The 19,534-nt window shown below is 30.5% G+C and carries 18 protein-coding genes and 5 pseudogenes; 7 read left to right on the top strand and 16 right to left on the bottom strand.

What is annotated here, in order from left to right:
* Nucleotides 1–92 precede the first annotated feature (92 nt).
* Nucleotides 93–485 (bottom strand): annotated as a pseudogene (locus AC0OM3_RS21895) (CarD family transcriptional regulator).
* Between the two features lie 226 nt (nt 486–711).
* A pseudogene (locus AC0OM3_RS21890) lies at nt 712–1,612 on the bottom strand (acyl-ACP desaturase).
* A 565-nt stretch (nt 1,613–2,177) separates the two neighbouring features.
* On the opposite strand from AC0OM3_RS21890, the pseudogene AC0OM3_RS21885 reads away from it, so the two are divergent.
* Nucleotides 2,178–2,478: pseudogene (locus AC0OM3_RS21885) on the top strand (hypothetical protein).
* A 536-nt stretch (nt 2,479–3,014) separates the two neighbouring features.
* Entirely contained in the window at nt 3,015–3,218 is a 204-nt protein-coding gene (locus AC0OM3_RS21880; protein WP_000410775.1) for a cold-shock protein, read from the top strand.
* A 1,240-nt stretch (nt 3,219–4,458) separates the two neighbouring features.
* On the opposite strand, the gene AC0OM3_RS21875 is transcribed toward AC0OM3_RS21880, so the two are convergent.
* From AC0OM3_RS21875 to AC0OM3_RS21835, 9 genes are all read right to left on the bottom strand, one after another.
* Complete coding sequence (locus AC0OM3_RS21875) at nt 4,459–4,605, bottom strand: hypothetical protein (protein WP_474213048.1); 147 nt, start codon at nt 4,603–4,605, stop codon at nt 4,459–4,461.
* A gap of 351 nt (nt 4,606–4,956) precedes the next feature.
* Nucleotides 4,957–5,250: a DUF1430 domain-containing protein gene (locus AC0OM3_RS21870; protein WP_474213046.1), complete on the bottom strand. Its 294-nt coding sequence runs from the start codon at nt 5,248–5,250 to the stop codon at nt 4,957–4,959.
* 13 nt (nt 5,251–5,263) lie between these two features.
* Nucleotides 5,264–6,835 carry an FtsX-like permease family protein gene (locus AC0OM3_RS21865; RefSeq protein ID WP_474213044.1) on the bottom strand — a complete coding sequence of 524 codons (1,572 nt, stop codon included), beginning with the start codon at nt 6,833–6,835 and terminating at the stop codon, nt 5,264–5,266.
* A 37-nt stretch (nt 6,836–6,872) separates the two neighbouring features.
* Complete coding sequence (locus AC0OM3_RS21860; protein WP_474213042.1) at nt 6,873–7,106, bottom strand: hypothetical protein; 234 nt, start codon at nt 7,104–7,106, stop codon at nt 6,873–6,875.
* Nucleotides 7,107–7,119: 13 nt separating this feature from the next.
* Nucleotides 7,120–7,521, bottom strand: coding sequence for an ATP-binding cassette domain-containing protein (locus tag AC0OM3_RS21855; protein WP_474213040.1), 402 nt, complete (start codon nt 7,519–7,521; stop codon nt 7,120–7,122).
* A complete protein-coding gene (locus tag AC0OM3_RS21850) occupies nt 7,472–7,744 on the bottom strand; it encodes an ATP-binding cassette domain-containing protein (RefSeq protein ID WP_474213038.1) in 273 nt (90 codons plus the stop codon). The genes AC0OM3_RS21855 and AC0OM3_RS21850 overlap by 50 nt, the downstream gene beginning before the upstream one ends.
* Nucleotides 7,745–7,813: 69 nt before the next feature.
* Entirely contained in the window at nt 7,814–8,095 is a 282-nt protein-coding gene (locus tag AC0OM3_RS21845) for a lactococcin 972 family bacteriocin (RefSeq protein WP_061884968.1), read from the bottom strand.
* Nucleotides 8,096–8,364: 269 nt separating this feature from the next.
* Complete coding sequence (locus tag AC0OM3_RS21840) at nt 8,365–8,499, bottom strand: hypothetical protein (protein ID WP_255446532.1); 135 nt, start codon at nt 8,497–8,499, stop codon at nt 8,365–8,367.
* 589 nt (nt 8,500–9,088) lie between these two features.
* A complete protein-coding gene (locus tag AC0OM3_RS21835; RefSeq protein WP_474213036.1) occupies nt 9,089–9,427 on the bottom strand; it encodes a hypothetical protein in 339 nt (112 codons plus the stop codon).
* Nucleotides 9,428–9,720: 293 nt separating this feature from the next.
* On the opposite strand from AC0OM3_RS21835, the pseudogene AC0OM3_RS21830 reads away from it, so the two are divergent.
* Nucleotides 9,721–10,924 (top strand): annotated as a pseudogene (locus tag AC0OM3_RS21830) (macrolide family glycosyltransferase).
* Between the two features lie 463 nt (nt 10,925–11,387).
* Here the strand turns inward: AC0OM3_RS21830 and AC0OM3_RS21825 are convergent.
* The 5 genes from AC0OM3_RS21825 to AC0OM3_RS21805 all read right to left on the bottom strand — a co-directional run bounded on the left by AC0OM3_RS21825 (nt 11,388) and on the right by AC0OM3_RS21805 (nt 16,127).
* Nucleotides 11,388–13,067 (bottom strand): DUF6044 family protein, encoded by a 1,680-nt coding sequence (locus AC0OM3_RS21825; protein WP_474213034.1) that lies wholly within the window; start codon nt 13,065–13,067, stop codon nt 11,388–11,390.
* Nucleotides 13,068–13,374: 307 nt separating this feature from the next.
* On the bottom strand, nt 13,375–14,349 hold the full coding sequence (locus AC0OM3_RS21820; protein ID WP_074594437.1) for a glycosyltransferase family 2 protein: 975 nt from the start codon (nt 14,347–14,349) through the stop codon (nt 13,375–13,377).
* Nucleotides 14,350–14,383: 34 nt separating this feature from the next.
* Nucleotides 14,384–14,764, bottom strand: coding sequence for a GtrA family protein (locus AC0OM3_RS21815; RefSeq protein ID WP_074594435.1), 381 nt, complete (start codon nt 14,762–14,764; stop codon nt 14,384–14,386).
* A 177-nt stretch (nt 14,765–14,941) separates the two neighbouring features.
* Entirely contained in the window at nt 14,942–15,274 is a 333-nt protein-coding gene (locus tag AC0OM3_RS21810; protein ID WP_474213031.1) for a hypothetical protein, read from the bottom strand.
* 232 nt (nt 15,275–15,506) lie between these two features.
* Complete coding sequence (locus AC0OM3_RS21805) at nt 15,507–16,127, bottom strand: DUF2238 domain-containing protein (protein WP_474213029.1); 621 nt, start codon at nt 16,125–16,127, stop codon at nt 15,507–15,509.
* Nucleotides 16,128–16,338: 211 nt separating this feature from the next.
* Here AC0OM3_RS21805 and AC0OM3_RS21800 point away from each other — a divergent pair, with 211 nt between their 5' ends.
* From AC0OM3_RS21800 to AC0OM3_RS21785, 4 genes and pseudogenes are all read left to right on the top strand, one after another.
* Nucleotides 16,339–16,890 carry an undecaprenyl-diphosphatase gene (locus tag AC0OM3_RS21800; RefSeq protein WP_074594430.1) on the top strand — a complete coding sequence of 184 codons (552 nt, stop codon included), beginning with the start codon at nt 16,339–16,341 and terminating at the stop codon, nt 16,888–16,890.
* Between the two features lie 587 nt (nt 16,891–17,477).
* Entirely contained in the window at nt 17,478–17,669 is a 192-nt protein-coding gene (locus AC0OM3_RS21795) for a hypothetical protein (RefSeq protein WP_474213027.1), read from the top strand.
* Nucleotides 17,670–18,063: 394 nt separating this feature from the next.
* Nucleotides 18,064–18,669, top strand: a complete 606-nt coding sequence (locus AC0OM3_RS21790) for a recombinase family protein (protein ID WP_098207388.1) — start codon at nt 18,064–18,066, stop codon at nt 18,667–18,669.
* Between the two features lie 10 nt (nt 18,670–18,679).
* Nucleotides 18,680–19,414, top strand: a pseudogene (locus tag AC0OM3_RS21785) (tyrosine-type recombinase/integrase); the annotation flags it as partial.
* Nucleotides 19,415–19,534 lie beyond the last annotated feature (120 nt).

Genomic DNA, 19,534 nt, shown 5'->3' with positions numbered 1-19,534 from the left:
TGCAAAACTGGGTGTTTAACCACCACTGCCATGTATCAAAGTACGGTTTTCGCATTTATCGTGAAACGCTTTCGCGTTTTTCGTGCGCCGCTTCAATCATCCAACAATTTTTTTTCGCTTGTATTGAGTGCTTTTTCTTTCTTCATACGCATTAAATCCCGTACAACTTCAGCACCTTCTTTGTATTTCACCCGTTTTTACTTTGTCCGTGTTCACTTTATGCCTTTGTTTCCACGGCAGTAATTTACAGGATTCTTCATGGTGAAAAATGTGTATAATGTGCTTTAATGCAAGTATATCAATAACTGGGCGTATATTCGGAATTTAACTATTTTACCCGTAGGAATCATGACTTGCATATTACTGATCGACATTTTTATGACAAAATACTGTTGTTTTTTTCCTGAGAATTCTTTTTCTTCTATGGCTTCAATTATACCTGCTCCGTGCATTGGATAAACAATGTTATCGCCAATTTGAAACATATAATCCACCTCCATATATGGTAACCTTCTTAACCTTAACATATATGTGTTTTTTAATCAAATATTTTATAATATCATAAAATTATTTTTGGTGTCAATTACTTTTTCTTTAAAAATCAAATCGAATAAAAATAGCACAAAAAACATAGGGAGTGTGTCAGATTTCCCATAAAGGGAAGGGGAATTTCCCCTCGTATATTCTGAAACCTCTACTCATTAACGTAGATCAGTTTTTCCCTTGAAAACGACCAAATCGATCCCTTATTTTTTTCAATCTTGTGTGGTACTCCAAAATCTCAATTCTTGCTTTTTCAGCTAGAGGTGCAATTGGTCGTAAGGCTTTTAACCCCCAATACTCAATCACTACATCAAGTACTTGATCAAAATATTGTAGTGGTCCATAGTTCGCTTCTTTTGCAATTACAGCCATTCTATTTTCAAAATCAGGCATGACGGCACCTGGCATTTTAAAATTCTTAATTACATTGGCAATATGATAGCAATAATTAGGTTCTAATTCCAAATGTGTTCGAATGACGTCTCGATAAAAAGCATAATGAAGAGTCTCATCTTTGGCAAGACGACGTAATAATGTAGCAAGATCTAGATCGTGCTTACTTGCAACCTTAGCTACATTATTGTAAAACACCATCGTTGCAAGTTCTTGTAGCGTCGTATACGTCATAGCTTCAATTGGTGTATGAAAATCAGGTTCAAATCCCCCCTCAACGACTGACTTTCTTAATTCATGTATTCGTTTAGGATTCACACTTCGAGTGAGTAGTAAATATGTCTCCAATAGATTCGAATGTTGATCCTCTTCTGATGTCCAAGTATGAATAAAGTCTGTAATAACAGAGAGGGACCCTTTAAAAGTCGCAGATAAATACGTGGTAAACCAAGGTAAATTCACTTCTGTTAATAAAGCTGTTTCAATGGCTGTAATTACACCAGAAGGAAGAGTAACTTGACTTTCATCCCAAGGAACTCTTTTAAAGTCCATTCCCTTATCCCATGGTAAAAACTCATGATAACCCCAGTCTATCTTCTGCGCTCTAATTTTTATGTTATACATACAGTTCTTTTAAACGTGGTTCTAATCGGAAATCTAAATCATTTGTTAGCATAAAAGTCCCCCCATTTCTTATCACAAGATAGTCATTCTATTTTTACTCTTAAAATTTTCTACAAATAAATATTACGTTCCTTTTTTTTTAAGTCAAACATAATAAAACTTCTAACAAAACCTTTTTAAGAGCGCTATATTTTGTATAGGATTTTTTTCTATTAAGAGGGGGACCGTTATATCTATTTTCTTTTTTTATAAAATAGATATTTCAGGCATACAATATGTTAGTTAGCCTAAATAAAGAAACTAACCTCAGTAGAATTCAGAATAACATTCATGGATGAAGATACTCGTCATGTTATAAATCTTGGTGAGTGTTGAAAAAGGTGCGTGCTTATAAAGAATCATTTTATAATAAAGATAGATAGTGTTTTATACACATTAACAACTTATTTAGATGTAAATCCAATATATTCTGGAGTACATGAAGCACTTGAAAACCAAATAAAGTGGATGAGATAGCCTTAAACGACAAATCCCAACTAGAACAATGTACATTGGCTATGTATGGTGAGTTAGACCAAATTTTGTTATACAACAAAAAAAGGGAAGAGGCGATAAACATGCAGTCAACAGAAGCGCATATGAAGGAAAAACAACGTAGAGAAAAAATAGAAATTATATTTAGTCACAGGGTAAAAGGGGAGAGTTATTTTCACGGCTACTTCCTATAAATGGAAAAACATTGTATATCAAAATTATGATAGAATACAACAAAAAGAGATGGAAGTTGAACAACTAATTTCGAAAATGGAAAAAGCAGGGGTTCATTTTACGCAGCACCGTTCACTCATATACTATCCCGTCATTGATTTTGTAAAATATATAGCTAAGATTTATAAGGAACCCCTCGAAATACAATAATCATATTTAAAGGAAACATTTATAAAAGGTTTATTTTCGAGGCTTTTTTAACTAAAACCTTAAAAAATCATTACTACATTCTTTTTATTTTCAATACTCATCGGTTTTGTTATAATATCAACCATAGCGTATTATATTCGTTTGTATATTTTCATATTTTGGGGATTTTATTACACAAAAAGACAACTCTTAATTGGAGTTGTCTTTTATTTTTTTTCGATATACACAATACTATTCTGATACAAAAACATCAAGATTCTTACAACCGAAGCCAAAAAGTAGGATTTGTTAATAAGAGAGATCCTACTTTATTTCCTCATATTCCGTCATTATTTTATGAAACTTTAGCTCTAACATTTTCATAAACATAGTAGCTGTCTTTTCTTCAGCTTTACATTTATTACAAAAAATGTTATTATTAAAATGAATTATTTTTGTCTTTCGGTGTGAAAGGATTTGTAACTTTTCACCTTTATGATCACTGAGAGCAAGGATAGTATTACATTGTGTGTGTTTACACACTAGGGGCGATCCAAATGGAAAAAGGTAATGTAAAATGGTTTAATGGCGAAAAAGGCTTCGGATTCATCGAACGTGAAGGTGGAGACGATGTATTCGTTCATTTCTCAGCGATTCAAGGTGAAGGTTATAAAACTTTAGAAGAAGGTCAAGCAGTGACTTTTGATTTGGAGCAAGGTCAACGTGGACCTCAAGCTTCAAACGTACGTAAAGCTTCTTAATTTTACAAACCAGGGAAGGCAGGCTCTTTTATGAGAGTCTGCTTTTTTTCCGTGAAACAAAGAACCTCCGACTCGTAAAGGACATGAAAACAGTAAATCAAATGGTAAACCAAGTCTAGCATATACTTACGGAGTATCCTAATTTAATTTTTGAGCTACCAACTTTATAAGCCTTTTTTCTAGCATAAAAGTACCACCCTAAATGAAAATTCTCTTTCTCTACAGTTAGTTATTTTGAGAAGTCAGCTCATTTTTTGTTTTTGGGGTGTTTACTTTTCTTAAGTTGATGGATGTATGGTGCTACCCCATGCCCATCAAGCTAAGATTTTAAGATACCCCCAGAATGAAAATTTTATTTTTTTGCAACGAAAGGACAAATAAAAAAGGTCCCTAACAATTTGTTAAGGACTGCGGAATAAAGCCGCAATTTGGGTTGCAACCCAATCAGTTTGTAGAAAATAAATTGCGATTATAATAGCAATTGTATTCCCAAAAGCAATGTTTCAAATGGATTTTAACATACCTGTAACTGTAATAGTATCAACAAAATGTGGATTGAATTACAAATAGTGGTTTCGAATATTAGAAAAATTTTAAAAATTAATTACTTCTCATGAAGAAAAAGGATTAAGAATAACTTGTAGCGATAAATTTTTAGAGGAAGGGTGGCCTTTATTTATTAATTCATATAATTTTCAAACATTAAAACTCAGGATTTCAATATTTGTTATATAATGGAATCAAGCCGTAATCAATATGGTTTCCCCGTTATGAATAATGAGATAATTTATGTGTCCTGTGTATTCGCTTTAAAACAAAAAGAACTTGTAGTGATTTCTACAAGTTTTTTTTGTTTTTCTGCTTAAATAGTAAAGAATATGTTAACTATTCATTTTCCATAAAAATAGCGAACGCTTTTTGATCTACCTAATTAATTTATATCGGGATCTTATTATTAATTATCAATTTTTTTATAAATGATCAGACTTTTTTTAAAATCATCAATCATTATTTCAAACCAACACTAGTATCAAATTTTAAATATTATCTTGGCTTAACATTAATATTTACTGATGAATAACTTTTTATAATTTCACCATTCCCATAAAAAAACAGGTCCTTATGTACTTTAGCGTAAGGGCCTGTTTTACAAATATAAGTAATTAATAGATTATGTTTTATTATACTAAGTATACTCGTATATATAGCCATATATACGAGTTTGATGGACTCTCTTTATTTAAATATGTCCTTCTTTTTTTAGATTGTTTTTAGTCTCATTTACTCGATCTTCAATTTCTTGCAGGGCTTCATTATATTCATTTATTCCTGCTATTTTTTTAATCATTTCTTTGTTTTCCTTTGAAATAACAAAATTATCAATCACAATAATTTTGTTATCGTTTATGATATTTCCATAATCATCAAATGAAATACTTACATTAAAATCAGCGTCATTTTTAAAACCAGGATTGAGCTTTACAGGAACAAAGGATGAACCATTGCCATTTTTTTGTTTAATGTAAACAACATAGTATTTATTTTCTTTAACTGGAATCGAGCTTGTATTTGAACTTTTTTCTTGTTGATAACTTTTTTCATTATTTGTATTAGTTACTTCTTCTTTTTCTTAAAAAGAAGAAATTAAAGTAAGCTCCTAAAGATAGCAGGAGGATAATAATTAAAAAGCTAACCGTTATCTTTTTATTATTCACCCATTTAATCTCCTTTTTCAACATTATTTTTCTATAAGTATCTGTTTCGTAATATTATATTCTTTTATGCTTAAAATAATACTGATTAATATTATGTCGAAAATTGTAAGTCCTATGATTGTTTTTACAAGTAATAAAGTGTTACTTGTATTAAAAAAGCAAATCGCAAACGTAAAATTCCAAAATACCAATATTACCAAGTAAGCGAGATAATGTTTCTCGAAAAAGTTATAACCAAAAATCCATTGTAATGCTAATGACTTTTTGTTCATTTCTAAATAATACATAGAAGAGAAAAATAGTAAAACAGCTGCCAAGATTACAAATAGACTACAATAAATTGTGGCTAATTGTTAGCAATTCTTTGTTATTTGCTATCTTTAATTCCACATTAGAATAAGCTACAGAAATAGGTTGCCAAACCTTATCAAAATTATGCTTCTTTAAAGTATCTTGTGTTACTTTGAAAGGATTTTCACGATCGCTATTTTTAGTATAATAACCATATCCCATAGAAATGCTAGTTGCCAAAATGCGTGGATCAAATTTACTATTTACTATTATAGCAATTGGATCAGTTATTTCATAGTTATTCTTTTCTGCCATATTTGTAGAGAAGGTAAAGTAAGATTGATTATTTTTAACATATAAAATATTCACTTTGGGAGGGATAGAATCTGTTTCATTATATATACCTATATAATCTTTTGCTATAGTACTTTTAATATCATTTTCGTATTTCTTAAATTTTTTTGGTACAATGACAGTTATTTCATTAGAATTAGGGTCATCTGAAATTTCCACCCGTTTATTATCAACTCCAATAATCGGATTTACAGATAGATAATTTTTGTTAATTTCAACTTTCTTTCCATCCATTCCCCAAGGGTTTGGGCCTATAGGAATTTCAGAACTATCCATATAGTAAGCAGATGGAGAAATATAAAAAGCTCCCTGTGACTCTAGTTCTGTATATAATAATTGAAACTGTCGCTTTTCTTCCTCATTTTGAGACTTTAATAGTCCTGGTTCAGATTCTGAGATTACTCCTAAATAAGAGTAGTCTTTTAATAGAGACCATTTTTTTTCTTTATCCACAGTACTTTTAAGTCCAAGAAAAGAACTAATTCCTTGTTGTAATCCCAATGTAAGAAAAATAGCTAATACAAACCGAATAATAATATTTATATAAAACAATGGTTTTATAGGTTTTTTATTTTTAATCATTTGAGAAATATTTATGGTTTTGGTCCCTAACCATGTAACGATAAATATTAGTAAGATAATTAAAATTAATGGAGTTGTATTGTTTAACCAAAAATATAGAAAAGGGAACAATTGTTGGAACCCGTTATAAAAATATAAGTATACTAATAGCCCTGAAATTCCTATAGATAATGAACTTAGGAAAACTATAATATACTTCCTAAATAAAAAAGCCCCTATTTGCCAGAAATTATATCCTAATAAATATCTAACTGCTATTTCTTTATAGTTATTAATTACATCATATAACATTGCAAGTGCTATTAATAAGCATAATATTAATGATGCTTTGTACATCATATCTTGATAAGGATATTGGGTAATTGAACTTTGAGCTTCCTCTTTTGAAATTTTTACAATAAATCCATATTCAGATGCTAGATCTTTTAATTTTTCTGCGTTTTCTTTTCCATTTAAAGTATATGTACCTTTGATGTCCTTTGTTTTTTCAGCGGCAATCATTGGACGAATTTCTATTGGGTCAAAACTATGAAAAATTTCAAGTTGACCTACTTGATGATTGTTATGAGTTTTGATAGTTGACATAAAATCATTTTGATCGCTATTTATATTTAAAAATTTACCAGCCTTTAATTTTAATCCCTCAAAGTATTTATCATTTTCAAAAAAGGCCACATAATATACTGTCTTATCTTTGTTATTTTTATCCTTTTCATAAGATATTCTTTTGGAAGTTTACGTTCGCCTGTTTTGCCATCTTTTCTAATAAACGAAAATTTTCAAATTTGCTTTTTTGAGAATCCCCATTTTCCACAATTAGATTCCATTTTTCACCTGTACTATCATTATTAAAAGATTGAAATTGAATATATTCAAATTGTTTTATAGATAAAAAACTTATAACTATAAAAGTGGTTATAAAGAGAAGAAAAATTAATTTTTTCATAACCATTCCTCCCTTATAATTCTATTGTTCTTGAAAAGAATTTAGTTAAATCTTTGTCATGAGTCACCATAATAATTGTTTTTCCCTGTTTATGTAATTTCTGAAACAAGGATACAATAATATCTCGGTTCTCACTATCCAATGATCCAGTTGGTTCATCTGCTAAAATTAAAGAAGGATCTTTAAGTAGCAATCTAGCGATTGCAACACGTTGCTGTTCTCCACCACTCAGGGTATGTACTATTTCCTTTTCATAATCAACAAGACCTACTTCTTTTAATACTAAAGATATAGCATCATGTTTTTGTTTTTTCTTCAATTTTTTATGTTTGAGAGCAATTTCTAAATTTTCATTTACTGTTGCGTTATCTATTAAAGCGTAGTTTTGAAAGATAAAACCTAAGTGATCTCTCAAGTAAAAGTCGTTTTATTTTTCTTTTATGTATTTCTTTACCCATTATTTTTACAATACCTGAATCAGCTTCTTCTAAAGTACCCATTATATTTAAAAGAGTCGTTTTCCCCTGACCACTTTTTCCGACGATACCAATGAACTCGCCTGATTTTACTTCTAAGCTAAAATCTTTAAAAATAGTTTTTCTATTAAATGCCTTGCACATATTTATTATTTCAATCATAATATTTATCACCTTTTCAAAGCAAAAAGGGATTTATTAATATATATAAATCCCTTTTTGCAACTAGTATTATAGAACGTGCTTATTATAACTAACAGCGTATGGTCCGTTAAAATCTAAATTTAACATTGACCAACCTCCAGGATTTGCAACTGGTCCATAGTAAGTTACACCGTTTTTGGTAATTGTACCATAGTGTTTTAACGAAGAATGTAAATAATGGTTATACCACTGCATTTTTGATTGATTATATCCATAATCCCATGTTTCTGCAGCTTTTGCTGTTATTGGTACAACAGAACCTACTGCTAGTAATCCCAATAAAGCAAATGTAATCGCTTTTTTCTTCATGCATATCTCCCTCTCTTTTTGTTAATATATTACATGGATAATTATACCATAAGCATTCCAAAAAACAACAATATTCTAAAAATTTCTCGTGTAAGGCTATTATGATTTATATTTAAGGAGAAGAGTATAGATAGTAATAGATTTCTAGAAAAAATATTTTTTAGTCTAAACATTTGGCGGATAAAATCTTTGTGATTTTAGAAAACCTAATTACTTAAGTCAATCAGATCCTTATTTTCTTTTTTATTTAATTTATTAGTAAGATTTATTCATTTTTCTCTTTCTAAAAGTAACTTTTTTAATGATTCTTTAATTTTTAACTTTTCATATTCAGTGCATGGTTTTTCTTCTACTTCTGTGACAAGCGGATAAACTTGTAGCAATAATTCATAAATATCTTTCATTTACTATTCAACTCCTATATATTTTATCTTTAAACCGCCATTATACATTTTTCTTACTTTGCATAACAAAAAAATTATTTCATTGAATAACTATATAGAGATAAATTTTTCATTTAGTAGGACCCCTTGATGAGTATATTTGATAACCTAATTAGGTGCAAAATGAATTGGGTATATTCTCTATTTATCTTATTGATTCCTATGTATCTTAATGTGATTTTTGATGTAATACGATTTAATATTGTATTTCTACCTATTGTAGCATATCCAATGTGAATGAAATATAAGCTTTACAAAACATACAAAATGTTAAACTCGTAGAACCTAGTGATAACAAGTACACATACTGCTATCACTGGGGTTTTATTTGGTTATTTAACGACGGGTTTTACAAATTATAAAAAGATTTAAACTTAGTTTTACTTTTTAAAGATGAATCTTCCTGAAAAGTGATATTTAAATTTGGATACTTATTTCATAACAAAGAAAAAAGCACCCATAATGGATGCTTTTTAAAATTATACATGTTTGTACTAGAACCGTTTTTTAGATTCTTAGTAATACAAAAGAATTTTTTAATAAACTATAATTATGAAATAAATCCACTCATTAAACTAATGAATTGATCAATCTTAGTTGCAACTTGGGAGCCATCATCAACCATTGAGTTAATGTCAGTTAAAGCCGCTTTTGCTCGTCTAAGAAGAGAGGGTTTTACAGTTTCACCTTGTTCTACATTTTGTGCTATTTCTTCAACAAAATCTAAAGCATCCTCTTTAACATCTGGGTTCTCTATAGATGTTTCTTTTAGCAATTGTATTAATTCTTGAGTTACTTTTTGAATATCATTATTTTCCCCTTGATTAATTGTTTGGGATTCTTCTGTTTTTCTTAAATGTAATCTTTGTGTGTATAATTCTGTAATCAATACTTTTACCTCCATTATATTGGTGATGGGTAGATTAAAAATATTGATATCTGCGCATAATTCAGCCCTTTCTACTCTTAGTTATTTTTTATTATACATGAGAGAAATAGAGAGAGGGAATTATGTGATTTTTTATATCTACTTTGTTTCTTAATTGTTTTTTCCATTTAATAGCACAAGTGATTTCATTAAAATGAAAGGAGAAAATCTTTACCTTTACTTCAAGTATCAGTACGTGATTGATATTAGTAATAATAGAATAGTTATTTAAACTTTAGGGGAGGAACAATAATATGGCAAAAGTTCTAATGTTTAATTTTCCAGGAGAAGGACATATTAATCCGACAATTGCAGTTGTTGAAGAACGAATAAAAAGAGGCGAGGAAGTTATTTATTATTGCGTAGAAGAGTATAGAAGTAAAATAGAGAATACAGGAGCATTGTTTCGACCATATGAAAATTTTATATCACAAATAGACATGGTAAAAAGAATGAATGGGCAAATAAATCCTCAAGAACTATTATTATACATGGTGAAATCCATGGATAAAATAATAGGGATAATTTTAGAAGAAGTAAAACAAGAAAAAAACGATTATGTTATATATGATAATAATTTCGCTGTTGGATGGATTATAGCTGAAGTACTGAAAAATTCCTAAAATTTCTTCATGTACAACATTTGCCATTACTAAAAAAATAGCATCTGCTCTTATGAAGGATCATGAAGAAGAGAATAAAAAATCTCCATTATATCAGAAAGTTATGCGTATTTTTAAAAAATGGGAAGATATTTATGGAATTACTCTTAATGAAAAACAAAATTTGATGACATGCCCAGGGGATATTACAATTGTATACACATCAAAATTATATCAACCAAATGTCGAAGAATTTGATGATTCTTATATATTTGTTGGGCCCTCTATTGCACAGCGTAAAGATGTAGATTCTTTTCCTTAGAACAGGAAAAGGGAAACAAGCTGATTTTTATTTCTTATGGGAACAGTATTTAACCAACAATCCGATTTTTATCACACATGTTTTGAAGCATTTCGAAATAGCTCGGTTACTGTCATATTAGCTGTAGGGAAGCAAAATGATATTAGTCAATTAAATAATATTCCTTCTAATTTTAAGCTATATAATTACGTTCCTCAATTAGACATTCTACAACATACTGATCTATTTATTACACATGGGGGAATGAATAGTTCCAGTGAAAGCTTATATTTTGGTGTTCCTATGCTAGTTATTCCTGTTATGGGAGATCAGCCTATAATTGCTCAAAGAATAGAAGAATTAGAAGCCGGAGTTCAGTTAAATCGTAAATTCCTTACTCCGGAGATATTACGTAATACAGCGATGCATGTGTTATCAAATGATATTTATAAAAAAAATAGCCATAGCATTGGAGAATCTTTAAAAAATGCTGGAGGATATAACAAGGCAGTCGATAAAATTGAAACCTTTAAATTTAAAATAGGTATTAAATAAAGCAAAACTATTGTGGCTGAAGAATTTGTGGAGCATGTGGTGATTGGTATGAAAATTCTATCGAATAACCTATCAGTTTTATATTGCTTATTGTTATTCAGTTAGTCGTTTATATCGTTTGTTTTACTGTAATCATGTTAATTTTTAGGATACTAGAAGTTAAATAATTAACAATAAATACGCTTGGTTTATATGTTATTTTTTGATTATTAAGGTATTAAGTTATATTATGATACAATATTTTCTTATGTACGGAACCCAAGCTAGTTTAGTTCAAATGAAACTGATGTTTATTACCAAATTAAGTGTATTTTGGTATGTTATTTAGGGTACCGCCACAAGCTTATCAATCTAGTGAAATGAAACATCCCCAAAACATCTTTGTTGTTTTTGGGGACATTATGAAAAAATAGCTTATTGGCTATGGGGATTTACATCGAGAGAGGCAATCTATTTCAAGTATCTATATTGCTTTATATAAATGAATTTTCCAAGCGGATGTGTTTGATTTAAATATTTTTTCAAGAGATAAATTGTTCTCTGCTGCATTTTCAATTGGAACAGCAGAAAAAATGTAACGACCATCCATTTTTTTGAAGTGTTCTATATTTAATTCTACATTTCTTAAGCGTTTGTTTGATTTTTTTGTAAACATATAGTGTTTTCCAAGTTCATCGGTGAAAATATAACAACGGCCACCCCATTCGTCAAAATACGTACGAATCGTTTTATTCTTCGCTAGTTCCTTCTCGATTATTTTTCGAAATTCATATTTATATGATAGAGGATAAAAATTATTATATGTATCAAGTGTGTAGAATCCATTGTACTGAGCGATAGCAGGATGTAAACCAATACTAGCGACACGGTACTGTTCCAAAGGTAAATCGATATACTCTTTTATCTCCTGGAATTGTTCTTCTGCAAAAAATTCCTTTACTGAAGGTTTATTTTGAAAAATAAGTTCTTCATTAAAAAAGCTTAACAAAATAATTTGAGCTATCACAAAGCCTGTTACAGCGTGTCTCCATATTTTCCCTTGTAACCATAAAACTTTTAATCCAAGAGCGAATAAAACATAGATAACTAACGGGCGTAAAAAATGATAACGTGCAAAATTAAATGTATCTAAAATGTGAAAACGTTTTGTTAATGGAAGCCAACCTTTATAAAACCAAAAAGCATACCAAATTGACAACGCTATGTTAAACCAAAACAAAAAAACAAAGACTTTTTCTTGCTTCCATTGTTTCTTAGTAATGATAAAATACAACGCAATAAGTATGACAGGTAAAATAACAAATGTATGGACTGTCATGACATGGGTATGTCCGAAAAGGAAATTTTTCAATGTGAGGCGGAGAGACCGCCATAACGATAATCTTGCATGAAAATATTCATCTCTACTGTTAGGTGCAGTAGATAAAAAGAAGGAAGATACTAAGCGATATTCTACAATCATGTAAATGAGCGTCATATAAATAATTGAAAAAAGAAAACGAAAGTTCCATTCTTTTTTTATTACTAAGTCCACTAACCAAAGGACTCCCATTCCGCTTAAAAAAAAGAAAAAACCTAAAACAATACTCGAATATAGAGGAATAAGAGTGAGTACGAAATAGTTCTTCCACGACCTTTCTCCTTTTCGAATATTTAAAAATGCCCAAAGTGCAAGAGGCATTCCGAGAGTACTAAGCATCCCTGAAGGCCAGAAAGGAGTAAGAGCAAAAGCTAATGAAACTCCTACTGCAATGACCCTCCATTCCTCTCTAGGTAAAAAATGTTGTTTTAAAAGAACATACATCCCTATAAACGCAACCACTCTTGTAATCGTTTGACTTAATGCATACGCAACCATATTTGGAAAAAAAGCATACAACCAAACGATACCACTAAATTCCGTACTAAATGCGTTTCTTGACAATTGATTGTTTATCACCTGTGGAATGGTAGCATCAATTGGACCTATTATCTCTCCGCTCCTTGCCAAAACCTTATACCAGGACAAATTGGAATCAAGATTATCATGAACGCGAATATGCGCATTTTCTCCAAGAATAAATAAAGGAGACAAATAAAGAATGAGTATGATTGCTGCAAAAACAAGTAACTTTATTTCTTTGTTATTCTGGTTTAAAAACATTGAATGCACCTCAAGAAATTTTAAAAAAGCTTATTTATAAAATCTCCCAAACGACAGAAATTATCCATGGGTTAATAAGGGGTTGTGATTTTTTGTAACTAAGCAACTTCTTGTATAAACTTAAGTGTGAAAGAGAGGGGAATATCGAATGAAAATGTTTTTATTTTTTAATTTTGATTAGTTTTATAAAAAAGAAAAGCCTTACCAGTTAAGTGGCTCAAAGACTAGATTACAGTCGTTATTTAGTCTATATAAAGAAAAGAATTATGGCGGTGAAATACACGTGCTACAATTCTTTTTAGTACATTTAAGATTTATTCAATTTGTCTTTATCGTCTACAGCTATATCCTCTTCTATATTGACAGTCTCTTTTACAACATAGATTGGTCGATTCTTACTTTCGTCATAAATACGAGCGATATATTGACTGACAATACCAAGACCAAGAAGTTGCACGCCACTGAAGAAGGTGATAGCAACCATAAGAGAAGCCCATCCAGTTTGAATGTCTTGTCCAATAAGTTTAACAATAACTGAGTATATTAAAACTGCAATAGAAATTAGTACAGAAATTAAACCTAAAGTCATAACCATTCTTAATGGCTTTGTAGAAAATGCAATAATACCATCTGAGGCAAATCTCAGCATTTTCTTTAAGGGATATTTTGTTTCACCCGCAAAACGTTCATTTCTTACGTATTCGATATATGTTTGGCGGAATCCAATCCAAGACATCATTCCACGTACGAAACGATTTCGTTCTGTCATTTGTTTGAATACATCTGCTACTTTACAATCAATAAGGCGGAAGTCACCTGCGTCTTTAGGAATATTAATATCAGACATGACATTTAAGAAGCGGTAGAAATATTTAGCTGTTACAAGTTTAAACCAAGTTTCACCCTCACGCCGTTTTCTTTTTGCGTAAACAACCTCATAACCTTCTTCCCATTTCGCGATAAGTTCTGGGATGACTTCAGGTGGATCCTGTAAATCAGCATCAATGATGACCATAGCATCACCTTTAGCAACATCAATTCCTGCTGTTACAGCTATTTGATGTCCAAAATTACGAGCAAAGTTTATGATTTTAGCACGAGAATCTTCGGCTGAAATACCTTTTAAAATTTCCATCGTCCGATCGGTACTACCATCATTTACAAAGATAAATTCATAATTAATATTATTTTGTAGCATAACAGATTTTAAACAATTATAGCATTCTTGTGCTACTTCTTCTTCAAAATACATAGGAACGATAATTGAAATAAGTTTCTCCAAGCTTTTATCCTCCTTGTAGTAGGGATTGGTTGAATTATTGCAAATGATTTTGTTTGTTGAATGTCCAAAGTTTATGAAGAGAAAAATTCATTATCATGCCAACACTGATAGAAAAAAGTTGTGAGATAAACTTATTGATAAAAAGTTTATCAACTAATATGAATAAGATAATTGTGTTAAAAATTAATACAATTAAATTTACAGTTAGGAATTTCAAAAATAATGATATCTCTTTATTTTTGAATTCAAAAACCCAATTTTTATTCCAATAATAACTGTTAATAATACCAATTAAATAAGCAAAACAGTTAGCGACAAGGTAATTAACACCAAATTCAACCAAAATTATGTAGCTAATCATTGTGATAAGTGTATTTATTATTCCTATCAAGCTAAACTTTAAAAATTTGTTCATAATGTAGTATCCTCATTTTTGCAAAAGATATAAAAATATATAATGATAATTTGCAGTTTTTATATAAATCAATGATTACTTTAAAGATTTATTAGGTATCACCATTTCAAAAAGAAGATTGTACATTTAGACATAAATGTACCGGTTCCCTGTAGGAGTAAAGAACCGGCTATCTATTTACTGTTGTTTTGATGGGATTTTTGTCTTGTAATGGTGGGGATTATTAGTTTGGTTACTATGTCTCTCTTGGTTGTTAGGCGTAATTTCATCAGCAAATTCCATATTTGCTAAATTTACTTTGGATGGAATAAATGATCTTGTTTTATTTTGAAAACCTTGGAACGTATGTTTTATAGGTTTCATCATACTTGAATTACGTGTTGCCAATACCCCTAAAACTGTTCCTAATCCTAGTAAAGAAGCCCAAATCCATCCTTTATTGTTCTTCTTTTTATTTCCGAATAATCCAAGTATTCGTTGGATTATTTTCCCATAATTCAATGATGACATCAAAAAGTTAAATATATTCAATTTTGTCCCCCCTATAAAAAATTATAAAAAGAAACACTAGGTTCATTTCCACATTATTTATAATGCGATATTTTATAGAAATTTATGATACCAACTTATACTAATAATTCTTGATTTTTAAATTGGAACCCTTAATGTTACCTGAGTATTTTGTTGAAATATGTAAAATTCAAAAGTGACATGAAAAGCTATATATTATTGGATTGGAATTTTATAAATTCTTTTTTAATAGCCGGTTATGTAATGTCGAAAGGGTGAGTAACGCAAGAATCGAGCCAACTAAGGCAAGTGACATATCCCACTGTGCATCCCATATATCGCCTTGCATACCTAAAAAGTCTTTTGCCCCTTTTCCTCCCTTTGCTATTTTAAAAGCTAACCATTCGATGATTTCGTATAATGCAGCAATAGCAAGTGAAATACTTATACTAATCGTAATTAACCAAGGGCCTTCGGTAAGTTGAGTTTTCCGTAATAAGATTTCTCTTATCACAATGATAAATAAACCTTTTATCAGATGTCCAAATCGATCGTAGTGATTTCGTTTTAAATCAAAAATATCTTGTATCCAATTAAAAAGAGGCACCTCTGAGTATGTGTAATGACCACCGACAAACATTGTAATGGATAATATTGTAATAACCATATAAGAGAGAGTGGTCAGACGAAACTTATTGTACGTTGTAATTACAATGAATAAACTGAAAATAGCAGGAATAGCTTCTGCTGCCCATGTCGAGTATTTTGCAGGGTTAATAACAGACCATATAAAAACAGCGATAACAACCAATAATAAAAATAGATGAATCACTGCACATTTGTTTCTTATCACTTTTTTCACTCCTATTGAAAGTTTTTTTACTTAAAGTATTTGGAAAACCACAATTCGTATACAGAGTACTTAGAATTGTTAACCTTGTTTTATACTTACGAACAGCTTTTTAATGAGTAGAATAATAAGAAAGGATCTGCATACTACATATTTCTCTTTCGGGAGGGGATAATATGTATATAACATTTCAAAAATAAAGGAGAACATCTGCATGAATTACAAAATGTTTAGGGCTATCAATCGTCTAGCGGGTCGTAATTCAACTTTGGATACATTTATGATATTTATTTCACAAAAGACTCGATTCCTGTACGTTTTTTTATTAGCCTTAATGTGGTTTAGAGGAAATTCCTCCAAAAAAATTATTTTATTTGCTGGGGTATCAGTTGGGTTCTCATTATGTATAAACCGTTTCATCCAGCTGTTTTATTTTAAGCCTCGTCCGTTTGTTATACATCGTGTGCGTTTACTTATCCCATCAAAGAATAATTCTTCATTTCCTAGTAAACATACAGCCTTAGCATTTGCCTTATCGACCTCTGTCTTACTTCGCGAACGCTTATTTGGCTCAATTATGTGGTTTTTAGCAATTTTGACAGGTTTCTCACGTATTTGGCTAGGACATCATTATCCATTTGATATAATAGGAAGTGCTTTTATAGGAATCTTAACCAGTATGGCTATTGATAATACTACATATTTATTTAATTCTTTTGTTACCTGGATTATAAGTATATATAGAAAAATAATTTTTGTGAACTAGAGACACTGCTTACGACACCTTTGATAAATCATAGTACATAATCTTGCATATTTGTATGGATTTGGATTTATTAAAACTATTATTATGTTTTGGGATTCCAGCAAGTATTAATATGATAATTGTTTTGTTAAAAGAAATATCTTGGATATTAGTATGTTTAACAGCAGTTAGAAGAAAAGATATGTTTAGCAGTACCATGTATTGTTTGAAAAGATGAATACTAGTTTGTTTTACATATTTTCAGAAAAACAACACACCCTATTTTTAAATCCTTTTAATTATTGACTTCACTCTTTTTGTAATGAGAAAGCGACTTATTACAATTGACTGACTCATTAACCCCACATACAGGCAAAGATTCTTTGCCTGTCATATTTGCATATCTTTTTTGATTTGACTCATACTATTAATGAATCCCTTTACCAATACGAGTCATGTTGATATTTTGCTCTCTTTAGGACAAGCGGTTAGCTTGTCCTATTTGCGTTGCGAGCAATATTTTCATGGCCTTTCTTATTCACTAAATTTTATTTGTTAGTATTAAAAATGTTCCGCACTATTATGTGGGTACAAAAGGAGGATATAAAATGGACAAACGAACTGAGAAAAAAGTGGAAGCTGTAGCACGTAAAGTTGCTGATTTAGAAGTTTCACTAGAATTAACTAGTCTTAAAAATCAAATTCAACAGTTGCAACACTCGTTATCTCAAGCATCTCAAGGCCAACAGATGGGCGGGCAACAAGATCAACAATTAGGTGGTCAACAACAATTTCACTAAGAATGTTCTTAGTGATTTAAGCAACAATAAATTTTTTATATCTTATATAACAGTAAGCAAACTCCAATTTCTTTTTGTTAGTTATTATTAAGATTCAATAAATGGAAATACGAATGTTTGAAAGAGCACTTTTCATAGTGCTCTTATTTTTTATTGGTTCAGAAAATGATTAATCAAAAAATGTTTCTAGCCAGTCTTATTAATTGCCTCCGTATGCTATCTTTTTAAGCGTTTCAAAAGGTACAACCTTTTGATGTATATTAAAACCCACTCAATTTATTACTTCAAAATGTTAAAAAATATATTTTTGAAGCACTAAATAATTAATGACACCTTTTGAAGTATTTCTGATATAATTTCATTAGAAACACTTTTGAAAGGATGTCTATTTATTTTGAATACAAGAAAATTCGGATATATAAGGGTTAGTAGTAAAGACCAAAATGAAGATCGGCAGCTCGAAGCAATGAAACAACTCATCACTGACGAACGAGATATTTTTATCGACAAACAAAGTGGAAGAGATTTTAATCGTGATCAATATCAACTCGTAAAACGTATGTTAAGAAAAGATGATATTTTATATATTCATTCCCTAGATCGTTTTGGCAGAAATAAAGAAGCTATCCTTGAGGAGTGGAAAGATATTACTCAAAACATTCAAGCTCATATTGTCGTATTAGATATGCCACTTTTAGATACAACTCAATATAAAGATAGTTTAGGAAATCTTATTACTGATTTGGTACTCCAAATCTTGTCCTGGCTTGCTGAAGAAGAACGAACAAAAATTAAAACTCGTCAACGTGAAGGTATTGAGGCTGCAAAGAAAAAGGGTAAGCATTTGGGTAGGCCGAAAACAGAAATCACTCAGGAATTTATCGATGCATACAACGATTGGAAACAAGGAAAGATTACAGCATTATATGCCATGAAGAAATGCAATATGACAAGTCCTACATTTTACAGGGTAGTCAAAAGGTATGAGGATAAGGAGTGAAAAATATAACATGACTTCAAAAGAGATCCAACATACAATAGAAGGCTTCTCTTCTTATTTATCAAACAAAGGAAGAAAGTCTTCTACAATCAAACGATACATCTATGATGTGGAAAGTTTCATTCAATGGCTGCAGCAATCAAAAAGGTTTACTAACGAAACTATTTGGGAATCACTACAGAAAAAAGATTTCGAATCATTTTTTAACTATTTAAAAGCCGATCGTCAATACTCCGATAAAACTGTACATCGTATATATATTGTTTTAAATAGGCTGTACGAATACTTAGATTTACCAAGCCCAATTGAAGGGACTACTCATATAGATCCACCTAATCGAGCATTACGTAGGGAGGATTTCGTTTCTTTCCAGGAAGAGAGGCGCTTAAAAGAAGTTATTTCTTCACTAGAAGGCCTTACAGAAAAACAACGATTAACACGCCCAATGATCTTAGAGCGGAATGTTTCTATCGTTACATTACTCCTGGATTATGGATTATCTTTAAAAGAGCTTGTTTCTCTGCGAATGATACATGTTCATTTCGAAAATAACACTTTATCGATTCCTGAAGACTCAAAAGTAAATAGAACCATTCATTTGAAAGAAGAAGATAAATTACACTTATACAATTATTATAAAACTATCCCTGAACCTGTACGCCCTAAATATCACAGTGATGATCCGTTATTCGTTGCTTTTGATTTTACCCGGGGGACATATCACTGGAGCTATGAGGATGATGCAAATGAAGCGGCGCACGAAAAACGCGAAAGCGTTTCACGATAAATGCGAAAACCGTACTTTGATACATGGCAGTGGTGGTTAAACACCCGGTTTCATACAACTGAACCAAGTAGATGACAC

This window comes from Bacillus sp. FAU20 (assembly GCF_056033865.1).
This window is presented reverse-complemented; position numbering and strand designations above follow the sequence as displayed.